16 protein-coding genes are annotated in these 16,797 nt (G+C 42.5%); 15 read left to right on the plus strand and 1 reads right to left on the minus strand.

All coding sequences use genetic code 11. From position 1 onward, the window contains the following. Positions 1–23: 23 nt before the first annotated feature. Together ACO06Y_RS04330 and ACO06Y_RS04335 are read left to right on the plus strand one after the other, a co-directional pair. Positions 24–1,337, plus strand: a complete 1,314-nt coding sequence (locus ACO06Y_RS04330) for a hypothetical protein (RefSeq protein WP_422082603.1) — start codon at positions 24–26, stop codon at positions 1,335–1,337. Then, positions 1,338–2,183, plus strand: a complete 846-nt coding sequence (locus ACO06Y_RS04335; protein WP_422082604.1) for an N-acetylmuramoyl-L-alanine amidase-like domain-containing protein — start codon at positions 1,338–1,340, stop codon at positions 2,181–2,183. Here ACO06Y_RS04335 and ACO06Y_RS04340 read toward each other — a convergent pair. After that, entirely contained in the window at positions 2,180–3,070 is an 891-nt protein-coding gene (locus tag ACO06Y_RS04340) for a helix-turn-helix transcriptional regulator (protein WP_422082605.1), read from the minus strand. The two genes, ACO06Y_RS04335 and ACO06Y_RS04340, sit on opposite strands and share 4 nt — an antisense overlap. Before the next feature lie 204 nt (positions 3,071–3,274). Between ACO06Y_RS04340 and hemA the strand changes: the two genes are divergently transcribed. The 13 genes from hemA to ACO06Y_RS04405 all read left to right on the plus strand — a co-directional run bounded on the left by hemA (position 3,275) and on the right by ACO06Y_RS04405 (position 16,723). Beyond that, entirely contained in the window at positions 3,275–4,528 is a 1,254-nt protein-coding gene (gene hemA / locus ACO06Y_RS04345; RefSeq protein ID WP_422082606.1) for a glutamyl-tRNA reductase, read from the plus strand. After that, on the plus strand, positions 4,528–6,111 hold the full coding sequence (gene hemC / locus ACO06Y_RS04350; RefSeq protein WP_422082607.1) for a hydroxymethylbilane synthase: 1,584 nt from the start codon (positions 4,528–4,530) through the stop codon (positions 6,109–6,111). Before hemA ends, hemC begins: the two co-directional genes overlap by 1 nt. Positions 6,112–6,245: 134 nt before the next feature. Then, complete coding sequence (gene hemE / locus ACO06Y_RS04355) at positions 6,246–7,280, plus strand: uroporphyrinogen decarboxylase (RefSeq protein WP_422082608.1); 1,035 nt, start codon at positions 6,246–6,248, stop codon at positions 7,278–7,280. 21 nt (positions 7,281–7,301) lie between these two features. Further along, positions 7,302–7,835, plus strand: coding sequence for a GNAT family N-acetyltransferase (locus ACO06Y_RS04360; RefSeq protein ID WP_422082609.1), 534 nt, complete (start codon positions 7,302–7,304; stop codon positions 7,833–7,835). Between the two features lie 49 nt (positions 7,836–7,884). Further along, positions 7,885–8,787, plus strand: coding sequence for an oxygen-dependent coproporphyrinogen oxidase (gene hemF / locus ACO06Y_RS04365; RefSeq protein ID WP_422082610.1), 903 nt, complete (start codon positions 7,885–7,887; stop codon positions 8,785–8,787). Then, on the plus strand, positions 8,778–9,725 hold the full coding sequence (locus tag ACO06Y_RS04370; protein ID WP_422082611.1) for a DUF4421 family protein: 948 nt from the start codon (positions 8,778–8,780) through the stop codon (positions 9,723–9,725). The genes hemF and ACO06Y_RS04370 overlap by 10 nt, the downstream gene beginning before the upstream one ends. Positions 9,726–9,800: 75 nt before the next feature. Beyond that, on the plus strand, positions 9,801–10,526 hold the full coding sequence (locus ACO06Y_RS04375; RefSeq protein ID WP_422082612.1) for an FkbM family methyltransferase: 726 nt from the start codon (positions 9,801–9,803) through the stop codon (positions 10,524–10,526). Positions 10,527–10,529: 3 nt separating this feature from the next. After that, positions 10,530–11,318 (plus strand): PhzF family phenazine biosynthesis protein, encoded by a 789-nt coding sequence (locus tag ACO06Y_RS04380; RefSeq protein WP_422082613.1) that lies wholly within the window; start codon positions 10,530–10,532, stop codon positions 11,316–11,318. A gap of 32 nt (positions 11,319–11,350) precedes the next feature. Next, positions 11,351–12,490 (plus strand): hypothetical protein, encoded by a 1,140-nt coding sequence (locus ACO06Y_RS04385; protein ID WP_422082614.1) that lies wholly within the window; start codon positions 11,351–11,353, stop codon positions 12,488–12,490. Positions 12,491–12,530: 40 nt separating this feature from the next. After that, on the plus strand, positions 12,531–13,520 hold the full coding sequence (gene hemB, locus ACO06Y_RS04390) for a porphobilinogen synthase (protein WP_422082615.1): 990 nt from the start codon (positions 12,531–12,533) through the stop codon (positions 13,518–13,520). An 83-nt stretch (positions 13,521–13,603) separates the two neighbouring features. Beyond that, positions 13,604–14,935, plus strand: a complete 1,332-nt coding sequence (locus ACO06Y_RS04395; protein WP_422082616.1) for a serine hydrolase domain-containing protein — start codon at positions 13,604–13,606, stop codon at positions 14,933–14,935. Positions 14,936–15,079: 144 nt separating this feature from the next. After that, a complete protein-coding gene (locus ACO06Y_RS04400; protein ID WP_422082617.1) occupies positions 15,080–16,219 on the plus strand; it encodes a CNNM domain-containing protein in 1,140 nt (379 codons plus the stop codon). Between the two features lie 30 nt (positions 16,220–16,249). Beyond that, positions 16,250–16,723 (plus strand): methylated-DNA--[protein]-cysteine S-methyltransferase, encoded by a 474-nt coding sequence (locus tag ACO06Y_RS04405; protein WP_422082618.1) that lies wholly within the window; start codon positions 16,250–16,252, stop codon positions 16,721–16,723. Positions 16,724–16,797: the final 74 nt, after the last annotated feature.

The following is a 16,797-nucleotide window of genomic DNA, read 5'->3' on the forward strand; positions in this document are numbered from 1 at the left end:
ATTATTAAAAACAAACTCATTTTATGATAGTGGAAAAAAGATTCACTTTTATTTTTTTTCTTATTTCAGTTTTGTGCGCTATTAATTGTTCAAAGGATGAAACCTCTGATTCCGATTCCAAGGAAGAACCCAAACCGGAGGAGCCAAGACAAGAAACCGAAATTTATTTTGCTTTAAACACAGAAAGCCCTCCCAACTTGACGGAAGCTTCAGATGACTGGGTAATACTTCATGATGTAAATGGAAATCTTTTAGGTTATAGCGCTTATGAAACAGGGGACAAACTCGAATTCGACGCCCCAATTGATGTATTGACACCAACTATAGCGGTTACCTACCTTAACTATCGAACTACCAATGGTAACCAATACTTCGAGATTTCGACTACGGTTGCTGTCAATAAAGGCTCTATCGAAAATATTGGCCCCAATCCTCCTCCAGAAAATCCCGATTATACAAAAACAGGTGAGTTCAACCTCTCCATTCAGGATATCCCCGACCCCTTCAGAAATGCGTCTCCCACAAAGGTTGAGTTATCATCTGGACGAGGACGGCTAGGTTTTTCATCTGGCGGTACAGGATTGCCCAATGGTACTCTTGAGCTAAACCTTCAAATCGAATCATACCAAGGCTTCGACGACTACTTGATATCCATTTTAGACGGAAATAACCACCTAAAATATTTTTATTTGAACAACTCGGAGGTTCAAAATCTTTCTGCCAACTACATCACTGATTTTCTTGATTTTGAAAAGGAAATAGGCATTTCATTACCTCCGCACACTAGATTTAATCTAAATATTGCAGGTTTTAAGGAAGACCAAGATTTTAGCCAATATGGAGGCTATTGGTTACATGATGTCATTTCAGTTCTTAATCGGGACGTAGTTACGAACCCATTAAAAATTGGATACTTGGATATGTTCAATAAATATAGAACCCTGTTTAACATAAATATGGACGGATACGATTACGGCATATCACACTATGGGAAAGCACTGGACACTTTGGTTATTCCGGAAAAACCTGTAATGAATGTAGTGGATCGATCTTTAAACGCCTTTTCGTTCGATATTGATCTAGACTTCATCGACGCATTGCACAAATGGGATTACCAGGAGGGTTCTTCAGGGGACGGAAATTATATACAGACACGATGGTCTCTTTCGGTACCAAAGGATTTTAGCCCCTCCATTGGGGAACTTCCCGACGAGATATTAGAAAAATATCCCGATATTAACGTTGAGAGGATGGAATATCGCTCAAGTAGTTTTAACTTGCCCATGGAAAATCCCGAATTTCTATCCAATCACCAAATAACCATTTTTGAACCATAGATGTCAAAAAGATTAGTTTTTATACTACTTGTTCTTTTTAGTCGATTTATAATCGCCCAACAAATCACCTGTTCCCCTGCTGACAAACAAGCGTTTAAGGACAAGACCATAGCGATTGATGGCTTGTTGGAAAATGATTTTGGAAAGACCATGGTGGCCATAGGCAAAACCTTTATGGGTACGCCCTATGTGGCCAAGACCTTGGAAGTAGGCGATATTGAGACCTTGGTCATCAACCTTCACGGTTTGGATTGTACCACTTTTGTGGAAAACGTCTTGACCTTTGGTTTACTACTCAAAAGTGGGAAGTACGACTTTGACGATTTTACCCAAACCTTGGAAACCGTTCGGTATAAAGATGGAAGGCTGGACGGTTATGCGTCCCGTCTACACTATTTTTCGGAATGGATCGCCAATAATGAAAAAAAGGGATTGCTGAAGGATATCAGCTCAGAAATAGGGGGAATCGAAATCACCAAGGATATCAATTTCATGAGCACTCATCGGGATTTATATCCATTCCTAAAGGATGAGGGAAATTTCCGGAAAATACAAGCTTCGGAAAACTATCTGAACGACCAATCCATCTGTGTTTTGCCTCAGGATCAAATCGAAATAAAAGAGCACCTTATCCAATCCGGGGATATTATCGCATTGGCTACCTCCATCGATGGCCTGGACGTTACCCATACCGGTATCGCGACCCGCGAAAAAGATGGGAGAATCCATTTGTTGCATGCCTCTACCGGCTCCATGGAAGTGGAAGTGACCGAGCTTCCGCTATCGGAGTATTTAAAAAAAGTAAAAAAGAATACGGGTATTATGGTGGCAAGGCCAAACCCTTAGGCATTTGCCAAGGACATCACATATTTTTTCGGAGTGGTACCATATTTCTTTTTAAAGGCGGCTATAAAATGGCTGGCCGTACTATAGCCTATTTTCAATCCCACCTCATTTACATTGTTTTGCCCTGTTTCCAACAGTCGCCGTGCATGTTCCATCTTATAATCAAAAAGGAAACTATAGACCGAATCACCATAAATTTGTTTAAAACCTTCCTTTAATTTCTTTAATGGCAGTCCTATCTCCTTGGCCAAGGCCTGTAAACTTGGAGGTTCCGCCATTTGGGCAATAATAATCTCTTTGGCCTGGCGAATACGTCTAACATTATCCTCGTCCACTAAAAAAGGGCATTGCTCTACATCGGCATCCGTATTCCTATTGAAATAAAGCGAAACCAGTTCATAGACCTTGCCATGTATATACAGTTCCTTTACGGAGGGATGTAGATTGTAATTCATTATCTGGCTCAAGACTACCGCTATGGCAGGAGATACGGCTTCCTGGGAATAATACTTCTTTTCCTTATTTTCCGGACTCAGGAAGGGAATGTAATCGGCCTCCCTTGAGAAGAGCGAATGAAACTTACGTATGGTCATCACAATGGAGACCATCCATGAATTAGGATCCAACAGCACGTTCATGGGCAAATCCAATTGGGTATTGTAGAGCAAGAGGGAGTTTTCCTCCGAGACTTCCAATGCATACCTCCCCTCATTAAAAATGAACTTGGCATGTCCTTTAAGGCAAAAGTGAAATTGTATAAACGAGCTATCTATTTCACGGGTAAGTTTTTGAAAATCAGAAGTATCGTTTTGAATTTTCAAGACGTAAAATCCGTTTTCGATAAGGACTTCATCATAAGAACCTTGAACGACATTTTTCTGTTGCATATGGCAATGGTTTATATATTTTTCTATTTAGAACTGTTCTAAATAAAATAGGATAAAAGCCCTTTGTTTCCTACAAAACTAAGGGATTTGGTCGGATTAATACTGAAATTGGCCCAAAAACACTTCAAACGTTATTAAAAGAACCTATGGCGTTATTTTTATTGGGGCTATGCTTCTATTTTTGCTTTCGATTCTTGGATTTTAATGAAAGATTACCATATTTCCAGACACAATTCATTTTATACAATCGGCCTAAACTATAAAAAGGCAGATGCCGAGGTACGTGGCAAATTTAGTTTGGAAGAGACGGCCATGGACAAACTTTTGGTAGATGCCAAAGCAATGGGCATAGATGGCCTTCTGGTTACCTCTACCTGCAACCGTACTGAATTGCATGGCTTCGCACAACATCCCTTTCAGCTGATAAAATTGCTATGCGATAATACCCATGGGACTGTAGAGGAGTTTCAGGAAGTGGCCTATGTTTATAAAAACAACGATGCCATAGGACACCTGTTTCGTGTAGGCACAGGGTTAGATAGCCAAATCCTAGGGGATTTTGAAATCATCAGCCAACTTAAGCAAGCCTTTAATCGTTCCAAAAAGCACAATATCGCCAATCCGTTTATTGAACGGCTTTGCAATTCAGTTATCCAAGCCAGTAAACGTATTAAAAATGAGACAGAGCTTTCATCAGGTGCTACATCGGTGGCATTTGCTTCCGTGCATTATATTCTAAAGAACGTACCAGATATTTCAGAAAAGGATATTCTCCTTTTCGGTACCGGGAAAATTGGTCGTAACACCTGTGAAAACCTCATCAAGCACACCAAAAATCCACATATTACCTTAATAAACCGTACCAAGGACAAAGCGGAAAAAATTGCAGGCAAATTCAATTTGACCGTAAAGGATTATGGAGACCTGCAAAGTGAGATCCGAAGTGCCGATATATTTGTTGTAGCGACCGGAGCACACCATCCCACGGTTTCCAAGGAACTTATTTACACCAAAAAGCCATTATTGATATTGGATCTTTCCGTCCCCAAGAATGTGGCCGATGATGTTAGGGAACTAAACAATGTGACCCTCATCCATCTAGACCAGCTTTCTCAAATGACGGATGAGACCTTGGAACGCAGAAAGCGGTTTATTCCTCAGGCCGAGGCCATTATCGAAGAGGTTAAATGTGATTTTATCCAATGGTTAGAAACCCGTAAGTTCGCTCCGGTAATCAGTGCGCTTAAAAAGAAGTTGAAGACGATGAAGGACGAGGAATTGGATTACCAAGCCAGAAAAATGTCAGATTTTAATGAAGAGCAGGCAGATGTAATTACCAATAGAATCATCCAAAAAATAACGAAGCAATTCGCCAATCACCTCAAGGAGACCCACACCGATGCCGATGATAGTCTGGAACTCATTCAAAAAGTATTTCAACTGGAAGTGAAATCGTAATGGGCAAAACCATCCGAATTGGGACACGCGATAGTGAACTTGCACTATGGCAGGCAAATACGGTAAAGGACAAACTGGAAATTCTGGGTCACAAAACCGCGCTGGTTCCCGTTAAATCCACTGGGGATCTGGTACTGGACAAACCGCTCCACGAACTGGGGATAACAGGAATTTTTACCAAAACCTTGGATGTTGCCCTATTAAAAGGGGAAATCGATATTGCCGTACATTCCATGAAGGATGTGCCTACCCTATTGCCCAACGATATTGTACAGGCTGCAGTTTTGGAACGGGGCAATTTTCTGGATATCCTAGCCTATAAGGACAACCAGGAATTTTTAGCCCAAAAGGATGCCGTAATTGCAACCGGCAGTCTCCGAAGAAAGGCACAATGGCTCAATCGCTACCCCACCCATTCCCTTACCGATCTGCGGGGGAATGTGAATACAAGAATCGAAAAATTAAGAAATAGTGATTGGAACGGTGCCATATTTGCTGCTGCCGGCCTCGAGCGAATTGGCATTAAGCACAAAAACACTATAGGGTTGACCTGGATGTTGCCAGCACCGGCACAGGGGGCTATTATAATCGTTGCCCGAAAAGGGGACGTTGCCATATTGGACGCTTGCGCGGAACTCAATGATGAACCCACCGAAATTTGCACCACCGTTGAACGTCAATTTCTGAACAAGTTGGAAGGCGGTTGTACCGCTCCGATCGGAGCTCTGGCGAAAATAGAGGAAGACCGTGTTGTCCTACAAGGTATTCTATTGAGCATCGATGGTAGCAAAAAGTTGGAGTCAGAGCTTTCCGCAAGAGTTGGCGAGCATCACAATCTTGGTCGCGACTGCGCCAATAGTATTTTGGCCCGTGGAGGGAAACGTTTAATGTCCGAAATACAGGGAGCCGTAATCAAAAACGCTACGGTTTTCTCTACAAAAAAACTGACTTCAGATCAACTATCACTGTTTAGGGATTCCGTAACCGTAGATTCTGAGGATTTTATTCAAGTGAATCCTTCCCGGATTCCCTCGGTAGTCTTAAAATCCAAGATTCAAAATGTCATCATCACCAGTCAAAATGCCGTAGAGGCCCTTTTGACCCACAGTACGGCAGATAAGTTGCAGTTTGAAAATATTTATTGTGTGGGCCGCAAAACAAAACGCATTATTGAAAAACGGATAGGCCCCGTAAAACATCAAGAGAAAAATGCAACGAAGCTGGCCCAATATCTAGTAGAATACATGGACGGTCTGGAAGTGACCTATTTTTGTAGCGACCAAAGACTGGATGAGCTACCTGATGTTCTATCGGAAAATAATATCACTGTCAACGAAGTAGAAGCCTATAGAACCAAATATTCACCGATCGAGCTAGCTGGCGAAGTAGAAAGTATATTGTTTTTTAGCCCTTCCGGGATAGAAAGCTATTTGCTAAAGAACCCAGCCGATAAAATTGCATATTGTATTGGCGAAACTACCGCTAAGGTAGCCAGAAAGCATTTTGCCAATGTTTATGTAGCGAGAATACCTACCATTGAAAGTGTAATTGACAGGGTAAATGAGCATTATGATACAACATAAGGCTTTTGGCAGCCGTTTTAAATGTCTCCCAAAAAGTATTGGATTGGAAAAACAAACAGCAATAGCATCAATAAATCCAAATTGGAAAATAAGATTTGGTTTGAAGTCCATAAAATGATGAACGAATTGAAAATATGAGTATTGCCAACGATTTATTTCTAAAAGCCTTACGAGGTGAGACCGTAGATAGACCTCCCGTTTGGATGATGCGCCAAGCCGGCCGCTATTTACCGGAATTTATGGAGATCAGGGAAAAGTATGATTTCTTTACCCGCTGCCAAACCCCGGAATTGGCCTCTGAAATCACCGTACAACCCATCCGAAGATTTGGCATGGATGCCGCTATTCTCTTCAGTGATATTTTAGTGATTCCCCAGGCCATGAATATTGAGGTGCAGATGAAACCGAATTTCGGACCCTACCTGCCTAATCCGATCCAATCGCAAAAAGATGTGGATGACGCAATAGTTCCCGATGTAGATCAGGAATTGGACTACGTTATGCAAGCCATAGGCATGACCAAGGAAAAATTGAACAACGAAGTTCCCCTGATCGGTTTTGCGGGCTCTCCGTGGACCATACTTTGCTATTGCGTACAAGGGCAGGGTAGCAAGACCTTTGATAAGGCCAAGGCATTCTGTTTTACACAACCACAGGCCGCACATGAAATGCTACAAAAAATCACGGATACTACCATCGCCTATCTCAAGGCCAAGGTAAAGGCCGGGGTAAATGCCGTTCAAATCTTCGACTCTTGGGGCGGTATGCTTTCCCCGACCGATTATCAGGAATTTTCTTGGCAGTATATGCAACAAATCGTGGATGCCCTGAAAGATGACGCTCCGGTAATCGTTTTTGGAAAAGGGTGTTGGTTCGCCTTGGAGGAAATGGCGAAGTCCGGAGCTTCCGCATTAGGTGTGGATTGGACCTGTTCCGCCAGAAATGCAAGATACCTTTCAGGAGGGAACATTACCCTACAAGGTAATTTTGATCCCGCCCGATTGTTGTCGCCTCCATCACAAATCAAAAGTAGGGTTACCCAAATGATCAACGAGTTCGGGAAGGATAAATACATCGTAAATTTGGGACATGGAATACTCCCCAATATTCCGTTGGAAAACGCAAAGGCATTTATCGATGCCGTTAAGGAATACCCCAACCAGATATAGGGGCTTAGAATATGGCAAAAAATGGTACTGGATTTTGACCATTATTATATTGAACCTATCCAGGAAAAAGATTCTTGGAAATTGTGCGATTTTGTAGTTTCCAACGCGGAAAGGTTAAAACGGTACTTCCCAAAGACACTTGAACAAAATCTTACGCCCGACTTGTCCAGGTATTTTGTAGAAAAAAAGGTAAAGCAATTCATGGCAAAGGAAGAATTGTTGTTCAAACTAAAGCATAAAGAGCATCGGACGATTATCGGCCTGGTGTACATAAAGGAAGTGGATTACAACAAAAGGCAAGCCGAATTGGCCTATTGTATTGGTTATCAATTTGAAGGCAAAGGTTGGATGTCGCAAACCGTCGAAGCGCTATCAAACTATGCTTTTGAGGTTTTGGAATTGGAAACCCTTCAAATCATCGTCCATCGCCCCAATACGGGAAGTATTAGAGTAGCGGAAAAATGCGGCTACCAATGGCGAACCACATTAAAAAAGGAATATTCTCCTCCCAACGAGTCTGCATTGGATATGGAGTTGTATGAACTAAATCGTTAACCCAATAAATTCCCTCTGTCACTGGGCAAGGAATCGTGAGGCAGCGCTTATGAAAGATACATTTTACGCTTACATTCAAAATCTCCAAGACACCATAACTTCCGAACTTGAGAAGATAGATGGCAAATCCACCTTCAGGGAGGATCATTGGAAGCGTCCCGAAGGAGGTGGCGGTCGTTCCCGGGTTATCGAGAACGGGGCGGTTTTTGAAAAAGGAGGGGTAAATATCTCCGCGGTTCACGGGGAACTGCCTCAGAGTATGCAAAATTATTTTGGGGTTAAGGATGCTGATTTTTTTGCCTGTGGCCTCAGTTTGGTCATTCACCCAAAAAGTCCCATGATACCAACGGTGCATGCCAATTGGCGGTATTTTGAAATGTACGATAAAAAAGGGAACATCGTAGATCAATGGTTCGGAGGAGGACAAGATCTTACCCCTTATTATCTTTTCGATGAAGATGCGGTTCATTTCCATTCCATATGCAAAAAGGCTTGTGACACTCATGATCCGATGTTTTATACGACCTACAAGGAAAAGTGCGATACCTACTTTTGGAATGCACATAGGAACGAGGCACGCGGTGTGGGAGGACTCTTTTTTGACTATTGCAGGACTTCGGAAAAGATGTCCATGCAGGATTGGTATGCGTTTGTGACCGAGGTTGGCAATAGTTTTTTAGAGGCTTATATGCCAATTGTTATAAAACGCAAAAAGCTGAACTACAGCGACAAACAACGGAACTGGCAAGAAATCAGACGTGGACGCTACGTAGAATTCAATCTGGTGCATGATAAGGGCACCCTGTTCGGATTAAGGACCAATGGCCGTATTGAAAGTATTTTGATGAGCCTTCCCCCCCATGTACAATGGCAGTATGACCATCATCCCGAGGCGGGGAGTGAAGAGGAGCGTTTGGTCAAAATTCTTCAAAAACCCAAAGAATGGGTCTAAAATGGATTTTTTTCTTTTTTTTGGGACTACATCATTGGGTCACTTTATCACAAAATGACAGCTTATACATCCGTAGATTTCCGGAAAAGGTCACTTTGAGACTTGGTGTGCAAAACACCTCGAATAGCTTTGTGATAACCGATAATGAAACCGGGGAACAAACCGAGATTATTCCCAATGACAAAACCTTTCTCGGGCTTTCCGCCTTATTCCGTTCCGTAGAGGTGGATTTGGGCTATGCTCCCAATTTTTTCTCCGAAAATCGGGACAATAGCGGATCAAAACTCTTTACCCTAAATTTTAGAATGTTTTTGGGGCGTTGGATGCAAACTTTGGACTTCTATAGACAAAAAGGGTTTTTTACCCAATTTAACAATGACGTTATACCCTTTCCGGAATTAAGCACCTTAAAAATAGGCGGTACGACCAGTTTTATTTTTAACAGGAATTTTTCGTTTAGGGCCATAGGATTCCAAAATGAATGGCAGAAAAAAAGTGCGGGCAGCTTCATTCCCAGATTTACGTTTTATTATACCCGATTTAGGTTAGAAGATGCCAATATTCAACCCGGTAACGACCATTCCTTTAATCTCGCAATTGGACCAGGGTATTACTACAATTTAGTGGTAGGAAAGCACTTTTTGCTTTCTGCAGGCGCCACCATAGGATTAGGGGCTAATTTTACACGTTCCGAAGGAGAGACATTCACCTCCAGTCTGGCCCAAATAATTTTTAGAAGTGCCATGGGTTATAACTCTGAGCGGTTTTTTACCGGTATTAACTTAAACGCTCAGGTATTGGAACACGGAACCGATCAAAACACCCAATTAGATGACATTATTACTTTTGTGGAGTTGTATATTGGATACCGTCTTAACGCCCCGAAAAAATGGATACAAAAGGCGGACAAGTTTAATCGTAAATTCGGTCTGGACTAAAGCTGATCGTCCAGATTATGTCGGATATTTTCCTAAATTTATCCGTAAGGTCTTTTCAACTTTAAAAAAGCTTGGATGTTCAAAAAACCTAGATTATTTCTTGCGGGAGTTTACTTCACCTATTTTAAGAAGGTATTTAAAAATGACGGCTTAACGATTCATGTCCCCTTTCACTTAACGGATTTTAAGTTTCGGGGGCGGTTTGTCCTAGGTACCTATGAGGAGGAGGAGTCCAGATATCTAAAGAAATATCTCTCCCCAGATGCCAAAGTGTTGGAACTAGGTTCCTGCTTGGGTTACGTTTCCTGCTTGACCAATCAGTTGCTTTCCGACAATTCGGCGCATGTGGTATTGGAGGCCAATCCAAATCTAATTCCTTGGATAGAAAAGAACAAGCAAGAAAACCATTGCGGATTTGCCATTGAAAATTGTATCATTTCCAATAAGGAAATCAACGATTTTTATATCCATCACCTCATCGTTGGTGGGAGTGCCAAGCGCAAGACCCCTAACAAGATTCAAATAAAGGGAGAAACGTTTCAGGGACTGCGCAAAAAATACAGTATCGATTTCGATACCTTGATTATGGATATTGAGGGAGGCGAACTGGACCTGTTTCGAAATTATAAAGAAGGAATAGCGGAATTTGACCAAATTTTTATGGAATTACATCCCTTCGCCAATATATTGACCCAGGAAGAAGCTCAAGAATGTGAGGATATCCTAGATTCCTTAGGTTTTGATATCGTGGTAAGGGATGGAAATTTTCAAATTTGGAAGAAAAGGAAAAAATCCATTTGAATCATGAAACTCAATATATATCAAATAGACGCTTTTGCTGATCGGGTTTTTTCCGGTAATCCGGCAGCGGTCTGTGTTCTCGAAAATTGGTTGGATGACACAACCATGCAACAGATAGCGGCCGAGAATAATCTAGCGGAAACCGCATTTCTGGTAAAAAAAGAGGAGGGTTATGCCATACGATGGTTTACCCCATCCATTGAGGTTGTCTTATGCGGACACGCTACCTTGGCCTCGGCCTTTGTACTGTTTAATTACTACGGTGTCACCGCGGATAAAATTATTTTTTATTCACAAAACCGTGGAGCCCTGTCAGTCGAAAAGGGAAAGAATGGGCTTTTAACCTTGGATTTTCCGGTAGATTCCATAGTCGAAGCCCAGCCTTTGAATACATTGAATGAAGCTATAGGAAAAGCTCCTATACAGACCTTTAAGGGAAAAACGGATTATCTGTTAATTTATGAATCCCAACGGGATATAGAGAACATTAGGCCCAATTTCCACATGCTTGCCAAGGCCAATGTACGGGGTGTTATTGTTTCCGCCAAGGGAATCAAGGTAGACTTTGTTTCACGGTTTTTTGCTCCAGGTTCGGGAATCGATGAAGATCCCGTAACGGGTTCCGCTCACACCACACTTACTCCCTATTGGGCAAAACAGTTGGGCAAAACGAAATTGAGCGCCAAGCAATTATCCCAAAGAGGCGGTGACCTTTTTTGCGAAGACTTGGGGGAACGTATTAAGATATCTGGGAGGGCTGTACCCTATTTAATCGGTGAAATTGAAATTTAAAATTGTTTTATCTTGATTTAAAAAGCATACGAATGGAACCCTTCTATTTCGCGATAAAATGTATAATGAAGATAGCGCGGCTTTTTTTTCGGAGTTTTATTCGAAGTACAGGTTTAACCACTATAATACTGTCCAGTATTTTTTGGTTGTTAGGGTGCGGAGAAACCAATATATCGAGTCCCGAAGCAACTATTTCAGTATGGTATGGAACCGAACAGTATTTTGGCAATGTAGGTCATCCACAGGCCCAGATCAATATCCTGGGCAATATCCAAGCGGACAGTACCGGAATAACCGCATATTATAAGCTCAATAACTCCCAAGAAAAACATTTAGTTACCCTAGGTTCGGATCTCCACCGATTGGCTGCCCAAGGTGATTTCAATATCGAAATTTATAGGGATGTGCTGAAAGAAGGCAAAAACACAGTAGATCTCTATGTCGCAAGGGATGACGAGGTACTTACATCAAAAGAAATAAGTATTCATTACAATCCCAAAACGGAATGGCCCTTACCCTATTCCATAAACTGGAAAGAGGTTAAGGATATTCAGGATGTGATACAGGTGGTCGACGGCCATTGGAAAATAACTCCCCAAGGTATTCGCACCCAGGACGTATATTATGACAGGGTTCTGGCCATTGGTGATACTTTTTGGCGAAACTACGAAGTAACTACTACCGTAACCTTTCACGGATATACTCCACCGGAGGAAGGTCCACCTACGTACAATGTATCCCATGCGGCCTTGGCTACCTTGTGGCCTGGACATGATAGGGATAGTTTGCAGCCCAATAGGAAATGGCATCCTTTGGGTGCCACGGCCGAATTCAGGATTACCGACGGCTATAAAAACTGTAGATGGCGAATCTTTGATGGTGATAATTTTTACGAGGAGCAAAAGGAGGATCAATATCGTACCATTAGGGAGGGCGTAGTTTACGGAATGAAACATCGGGTACAAGACCTTTCCGACAATAGTGTACAATATTCCGTAAAGCTTTGGGAAGCGGATAAAGATGAGCCCAAAGAATGGGATTTCCAAGCGGTGGAGATCTCCAAAACAAAACACCTCGGTGGTTCTTGCCTTCTTATCGCCCACAATACCGATGTTACTTTTGGAAATGTTGATATAATTCCATTGAAAGAAATAGCAACCCTGGACGATTGACTATCTTTGAGAATTCCGAATTTGAAGCAAAAAACATATTATGCATCCGCTGATACGAAATAGACGACTCCGAAGCTCCGAGACCATCCGGAACCTGGTTAGGGAGACCGTACTTACACCCCATGATTTTTTGGTCCCGCTTTTTGTGGTGGAAGGTAGTGGAATAAAACAGGAGATTCCTTCCATGCCCGGGTATTACCGACTTAGTTTGGATAACCTGGAAAAAGAGGTCAAGGAACTTTGGAATATGGGCCTTTGTGCCGTATTGCTCTTTGTAAAAGTGCCGGATAATCTAAAGGACAATAAAGGTTCCGAAGCCTTGAATCCGAACGGACTTATGCAACTCGCCATACAACATGTAAAAAATGTGTGCCCGGATATGTTGGTGATGACCGATGTTGCCTTGGATCCCTATTCTTCCTATGGCCATGACGGCATTGTCGAAAACGGTCGAATCTTAAACGACGAAACTTCAGAGGTTTTAGCGGAAATGAGCATCAGTCATGCCCAGGCGGGAGCCGATTTTGTAGCCCCGAGTGATATGATGGACGGCCGCATCCTTACCATACGCGAGGCCTTGGAAGAAGAGGGATTTACCGAAACGGGTATCATGAGCTATAGTGCCAAATACGCCAGTGCCTTTTATGGGCCGTTCCGGGATGCCCTGGATTCCGCTCCAGTGGACATGAAAAATGTCCCCAAAGACAAAAAGACTTACCAAATGGATTATGCCAATCGTTTGGAAGCCTTAAAGGAGACCCAAATGGATATTGATGAAGGTGCGGATATCGTTATGGTAAAACCCGGGTTGTGTTATCTGGATATTGTTCGGGAAATACGAAATGACGTAGAGGTCCCCGTGGCGGTATATCAAGTCTCGGGAGAGTATGCCATGCTCAAGGCGGCTGCGGAAAAGGGTTGGTTGGAACACGATGCGGTACTACTGGAACAACTGACCGCCATAAAAAGGGCCGGTGCGGACATTATTGCAAGTTACTTTGCCAAGGACGCGGTACGATTAATTTCATAGTCTTCAAGCATTCACATAAACTTGACGCCAATGTTACTTAATGAAAACCCGTTTCTCTTTTTTAGAATGAATCTATGATACTCATGAAAAAGTTGCTTTTTGTTTTTTTTGGTTTACTTTTTGGAATGGCCTTGGCGCAGGAAGGGTCTGCCACAGTTTTAAACATTCCCTGGTCAGGAAAACTCACCTATGGTCTACCATCGGAGGTAGGCCTCGATTCATCATATGTACATACCAAAGTCGATTCTATTATGACGAATGGTATAAAAATGGAGGCCTTTCCTGGAGCACAGGTACTGGTCGCCAAAAATGCCCGGGTTATTTTTCATAAGGCCTATGGATTTCATACTTATGATAGCATACGGCCCGTTGCTTTGAACGATATTTACGATTTGGCATCAGTCACCAAGATAACCGGACCTTTACCTGCCCTTATGAAACTGGTGGATGAAGGGAAATTGGACTTGGACAAACCCTTTAGTACCTATTGGAAACCCTGGCAGAATATAAAGGACAAAAAAGATTTAACCTTACGTGAGATTCTGGCACATCAGGCGGGGTTGGAGCCGTATATCATTTTTCTCAACGAGGTCATCAAAAAAAATGGAAAACTTAAAGGTCGATTTGTAAAAAGAACGAAGAAAAATCGATTTCAAAACAAGGCCTACGAGGGACTTTATGTAAATAATCGATTTAATCGGAAAATGTATCGTATGATTAACCGCTCAAAGGTTTCCGATGAAAAGAAATACCGTTACTCGGGACTCACTTTTTTAATATTTCCAGAACTCATAGAACAATTGACCGGTGAATCCTATGAATATTATCTGGAAAAGAATTTTTACCTGCCGTTGGGAGCCGTTACCTTAGGGTTTAAGCCCAAAACAAAAAATTTCCCCAACGAAATTGTCCCGACGGAACAGGACACCTTGTTCCGCCATACGTTGACCCAGGGCTGGGTGCACGATGAAAATGCATCACTTTTAGGGGGCGTATCCGGCAATGCAGGCCTTTTTAGTTCTGCCATCGATTTGGCCAAGATCATGCAACTCTATCAAAACTATGGTAGTTATGATGGCAGGCAATACCTTTCCGAAGCCACGGTAAAGGAATTCATAAAAGTACAGTATCCGGATAATGAAAATCGACGTGGTCTAGGTTTCGACAAACCGCTACTGGACAATGCCGAACTGTCACTGGATGAAGCCTACCCGGCACCTGAGGCAAGCCCCGAAAGCTTCGGACATAGTGGTTTTACCGGTACTTTTGTATGGGCGGATCCAAAAAACCAATTGGTATTTATTTTTCTTTCCAATAGGGTCAACCCTACCCGGGAGAATCGTAACCTATATAGTTTAAATATTCGTTCTGCCCTACAACAGGTATTCTATCGGGCCCATTTACCTCCGGATTAAAAAAAGTTAATTCCAAGGGAAGATGTGGAAACCCCCTGATATATCATGACAATTAAACCCTTTGTTTCGCTAGTATAAGGCCTCTCCGTTAAAAATAGGTTTCACTAATATAATTGGTATCTTTGATTTGGTAAAACTGCTTCCATGGGATTATTACTCTTTTATGCCCTTGTTTCCATATTTTTTTCCTTTCTCTGCTCCATTTTGGAGGCCGTCCTTTTGAGCATTACACCAACCTTTATCAATCTCAAGAAAAAGGAGGGCAAGTCCTATTCCTTAACCCTAGAGGGATTGAAAAAGGACGTGGACAAACCATTGATTGCCATCCTCACCCTAAACACCATAGCCCATACCGTAGGTGCCATTTTGGTAGGGGTACAGGCCAAGGTGGCTTACGCCAATCTGTATGGTAGCACACAGCACAAGGTCTTTGGTATAGCATTTACAGAGGACGTCATGGTGGGCGTAGTTTCAACGGTTATGACCATTTTGATTTTAGTGGCTTCGGAGATTATTCCAAAAACCATAGGTGCAACCTATTGGCGACAATTGGCCAATTTTACGGCCAAATCCCTCAAAATAATGGTTTTGGCACTAAAATGGACAGGGCTTCTATGGTTGTTGCAACTTTTTACCAAATTGGTCGGCGGTAAGGGTCATCATGGGAGTGTATTAAGTCGGGAAGACTTCACTGCCATGGCTGACATTGCCCAAGAAGAAGGGGTTTTTGAAGAATCGGAATCTACCGTTATTAAAAACCTACTCCGTTTTGATGAGGTATTGGTCAAGGACATCATGACCCCAAGGGCAGTGGTAAAAATAGCTTCTGAGCAGAGTACGGTTCAGGAGTTTTTTAACGATAATCCCAAGCTTCGGTTTTCCCGTATCCCCGTTTACGATACCAAGGTGGATAATATTACCGGTTTTGTGCTTAAGGACAATGTATTGGAGGAAATTGTCAATGATAATGGAAATATTACCCTTTCGGAAATTCGCAGGGACTTGTTGATTACCAAAAGGGATACACCCATTCCACAGTTATTCGATACCCTGATCGCAAAACGCGAACATATTGCCCTAGTAGTGGACGAATACGGATCGGTAAGTGGTATTGTAACTATGGAGGACGTTATTGAGACCCTTCTGGGCCTCGAAATCATGGATGAAAGTGATAACATCGCCGACTTACAACTTTTGGCCCGGAAAAACTGGGAGCGTAGGGCCAAAAGAAGTGGTGTAATCGAACAACAGACCCAGCCACCTGATCCGCCACCAAGTGAATAGTTTCCTGCTGCAAAACGTTATTTAAAGGTTATGGTTGAATCTTATATCGAAACGCCTTTGGGGGTTGCCAAACTGGAAGGTGATGCCATGGGGCTCTCTAGCATAACCGTTCTGGATACGGATGAAAAAATAACGGAGGTCGTTCCGGAGGTTCTTGAGGATGCGGCATATCAACTTCAGGAATATTTTGAGGGAAAACGAAAGTCCTTTAGCCTTAACTTGAATCCACAGGGAACCGATTTTCAAAAAAAGGTTTGGTTGGCACTTCAGGAAATTCCTTATGGAAAGACCGTTTCCTATTTGGAACTTTCCAAAACCTTGGGAGACGTAAAGGCCATTCGAGCCGTCGCCGCAGCCAACGGCAAAAACCCGTTATGGATAGTTGTACCTTGTCATCGGGTAATCGGAAGTGATGGTTCCCTGGTCGGTTATGCCGGGGGGCTTCATCGGAAAAAGTGGCTCTTAAACCATGAGAATCCCGTTAAGCAACAATCGCTATTTTAATTACTTCAAACCAATTGGTCGGTCTTCCCATTACTATTCGATGTTGTTGGGCCCAGCGTGTATTTCGTCGATGA

Source organism: Ulvibacterium sp. (assembly GCF_965228935.1).
In the GTDB taxonomy this organism is placed as follows: domain Bacteria; phylum Bacteroidota; class Bacteroidia; order Flavobacteriales; family Flavobacteriaceae; genus Ulvibacterium.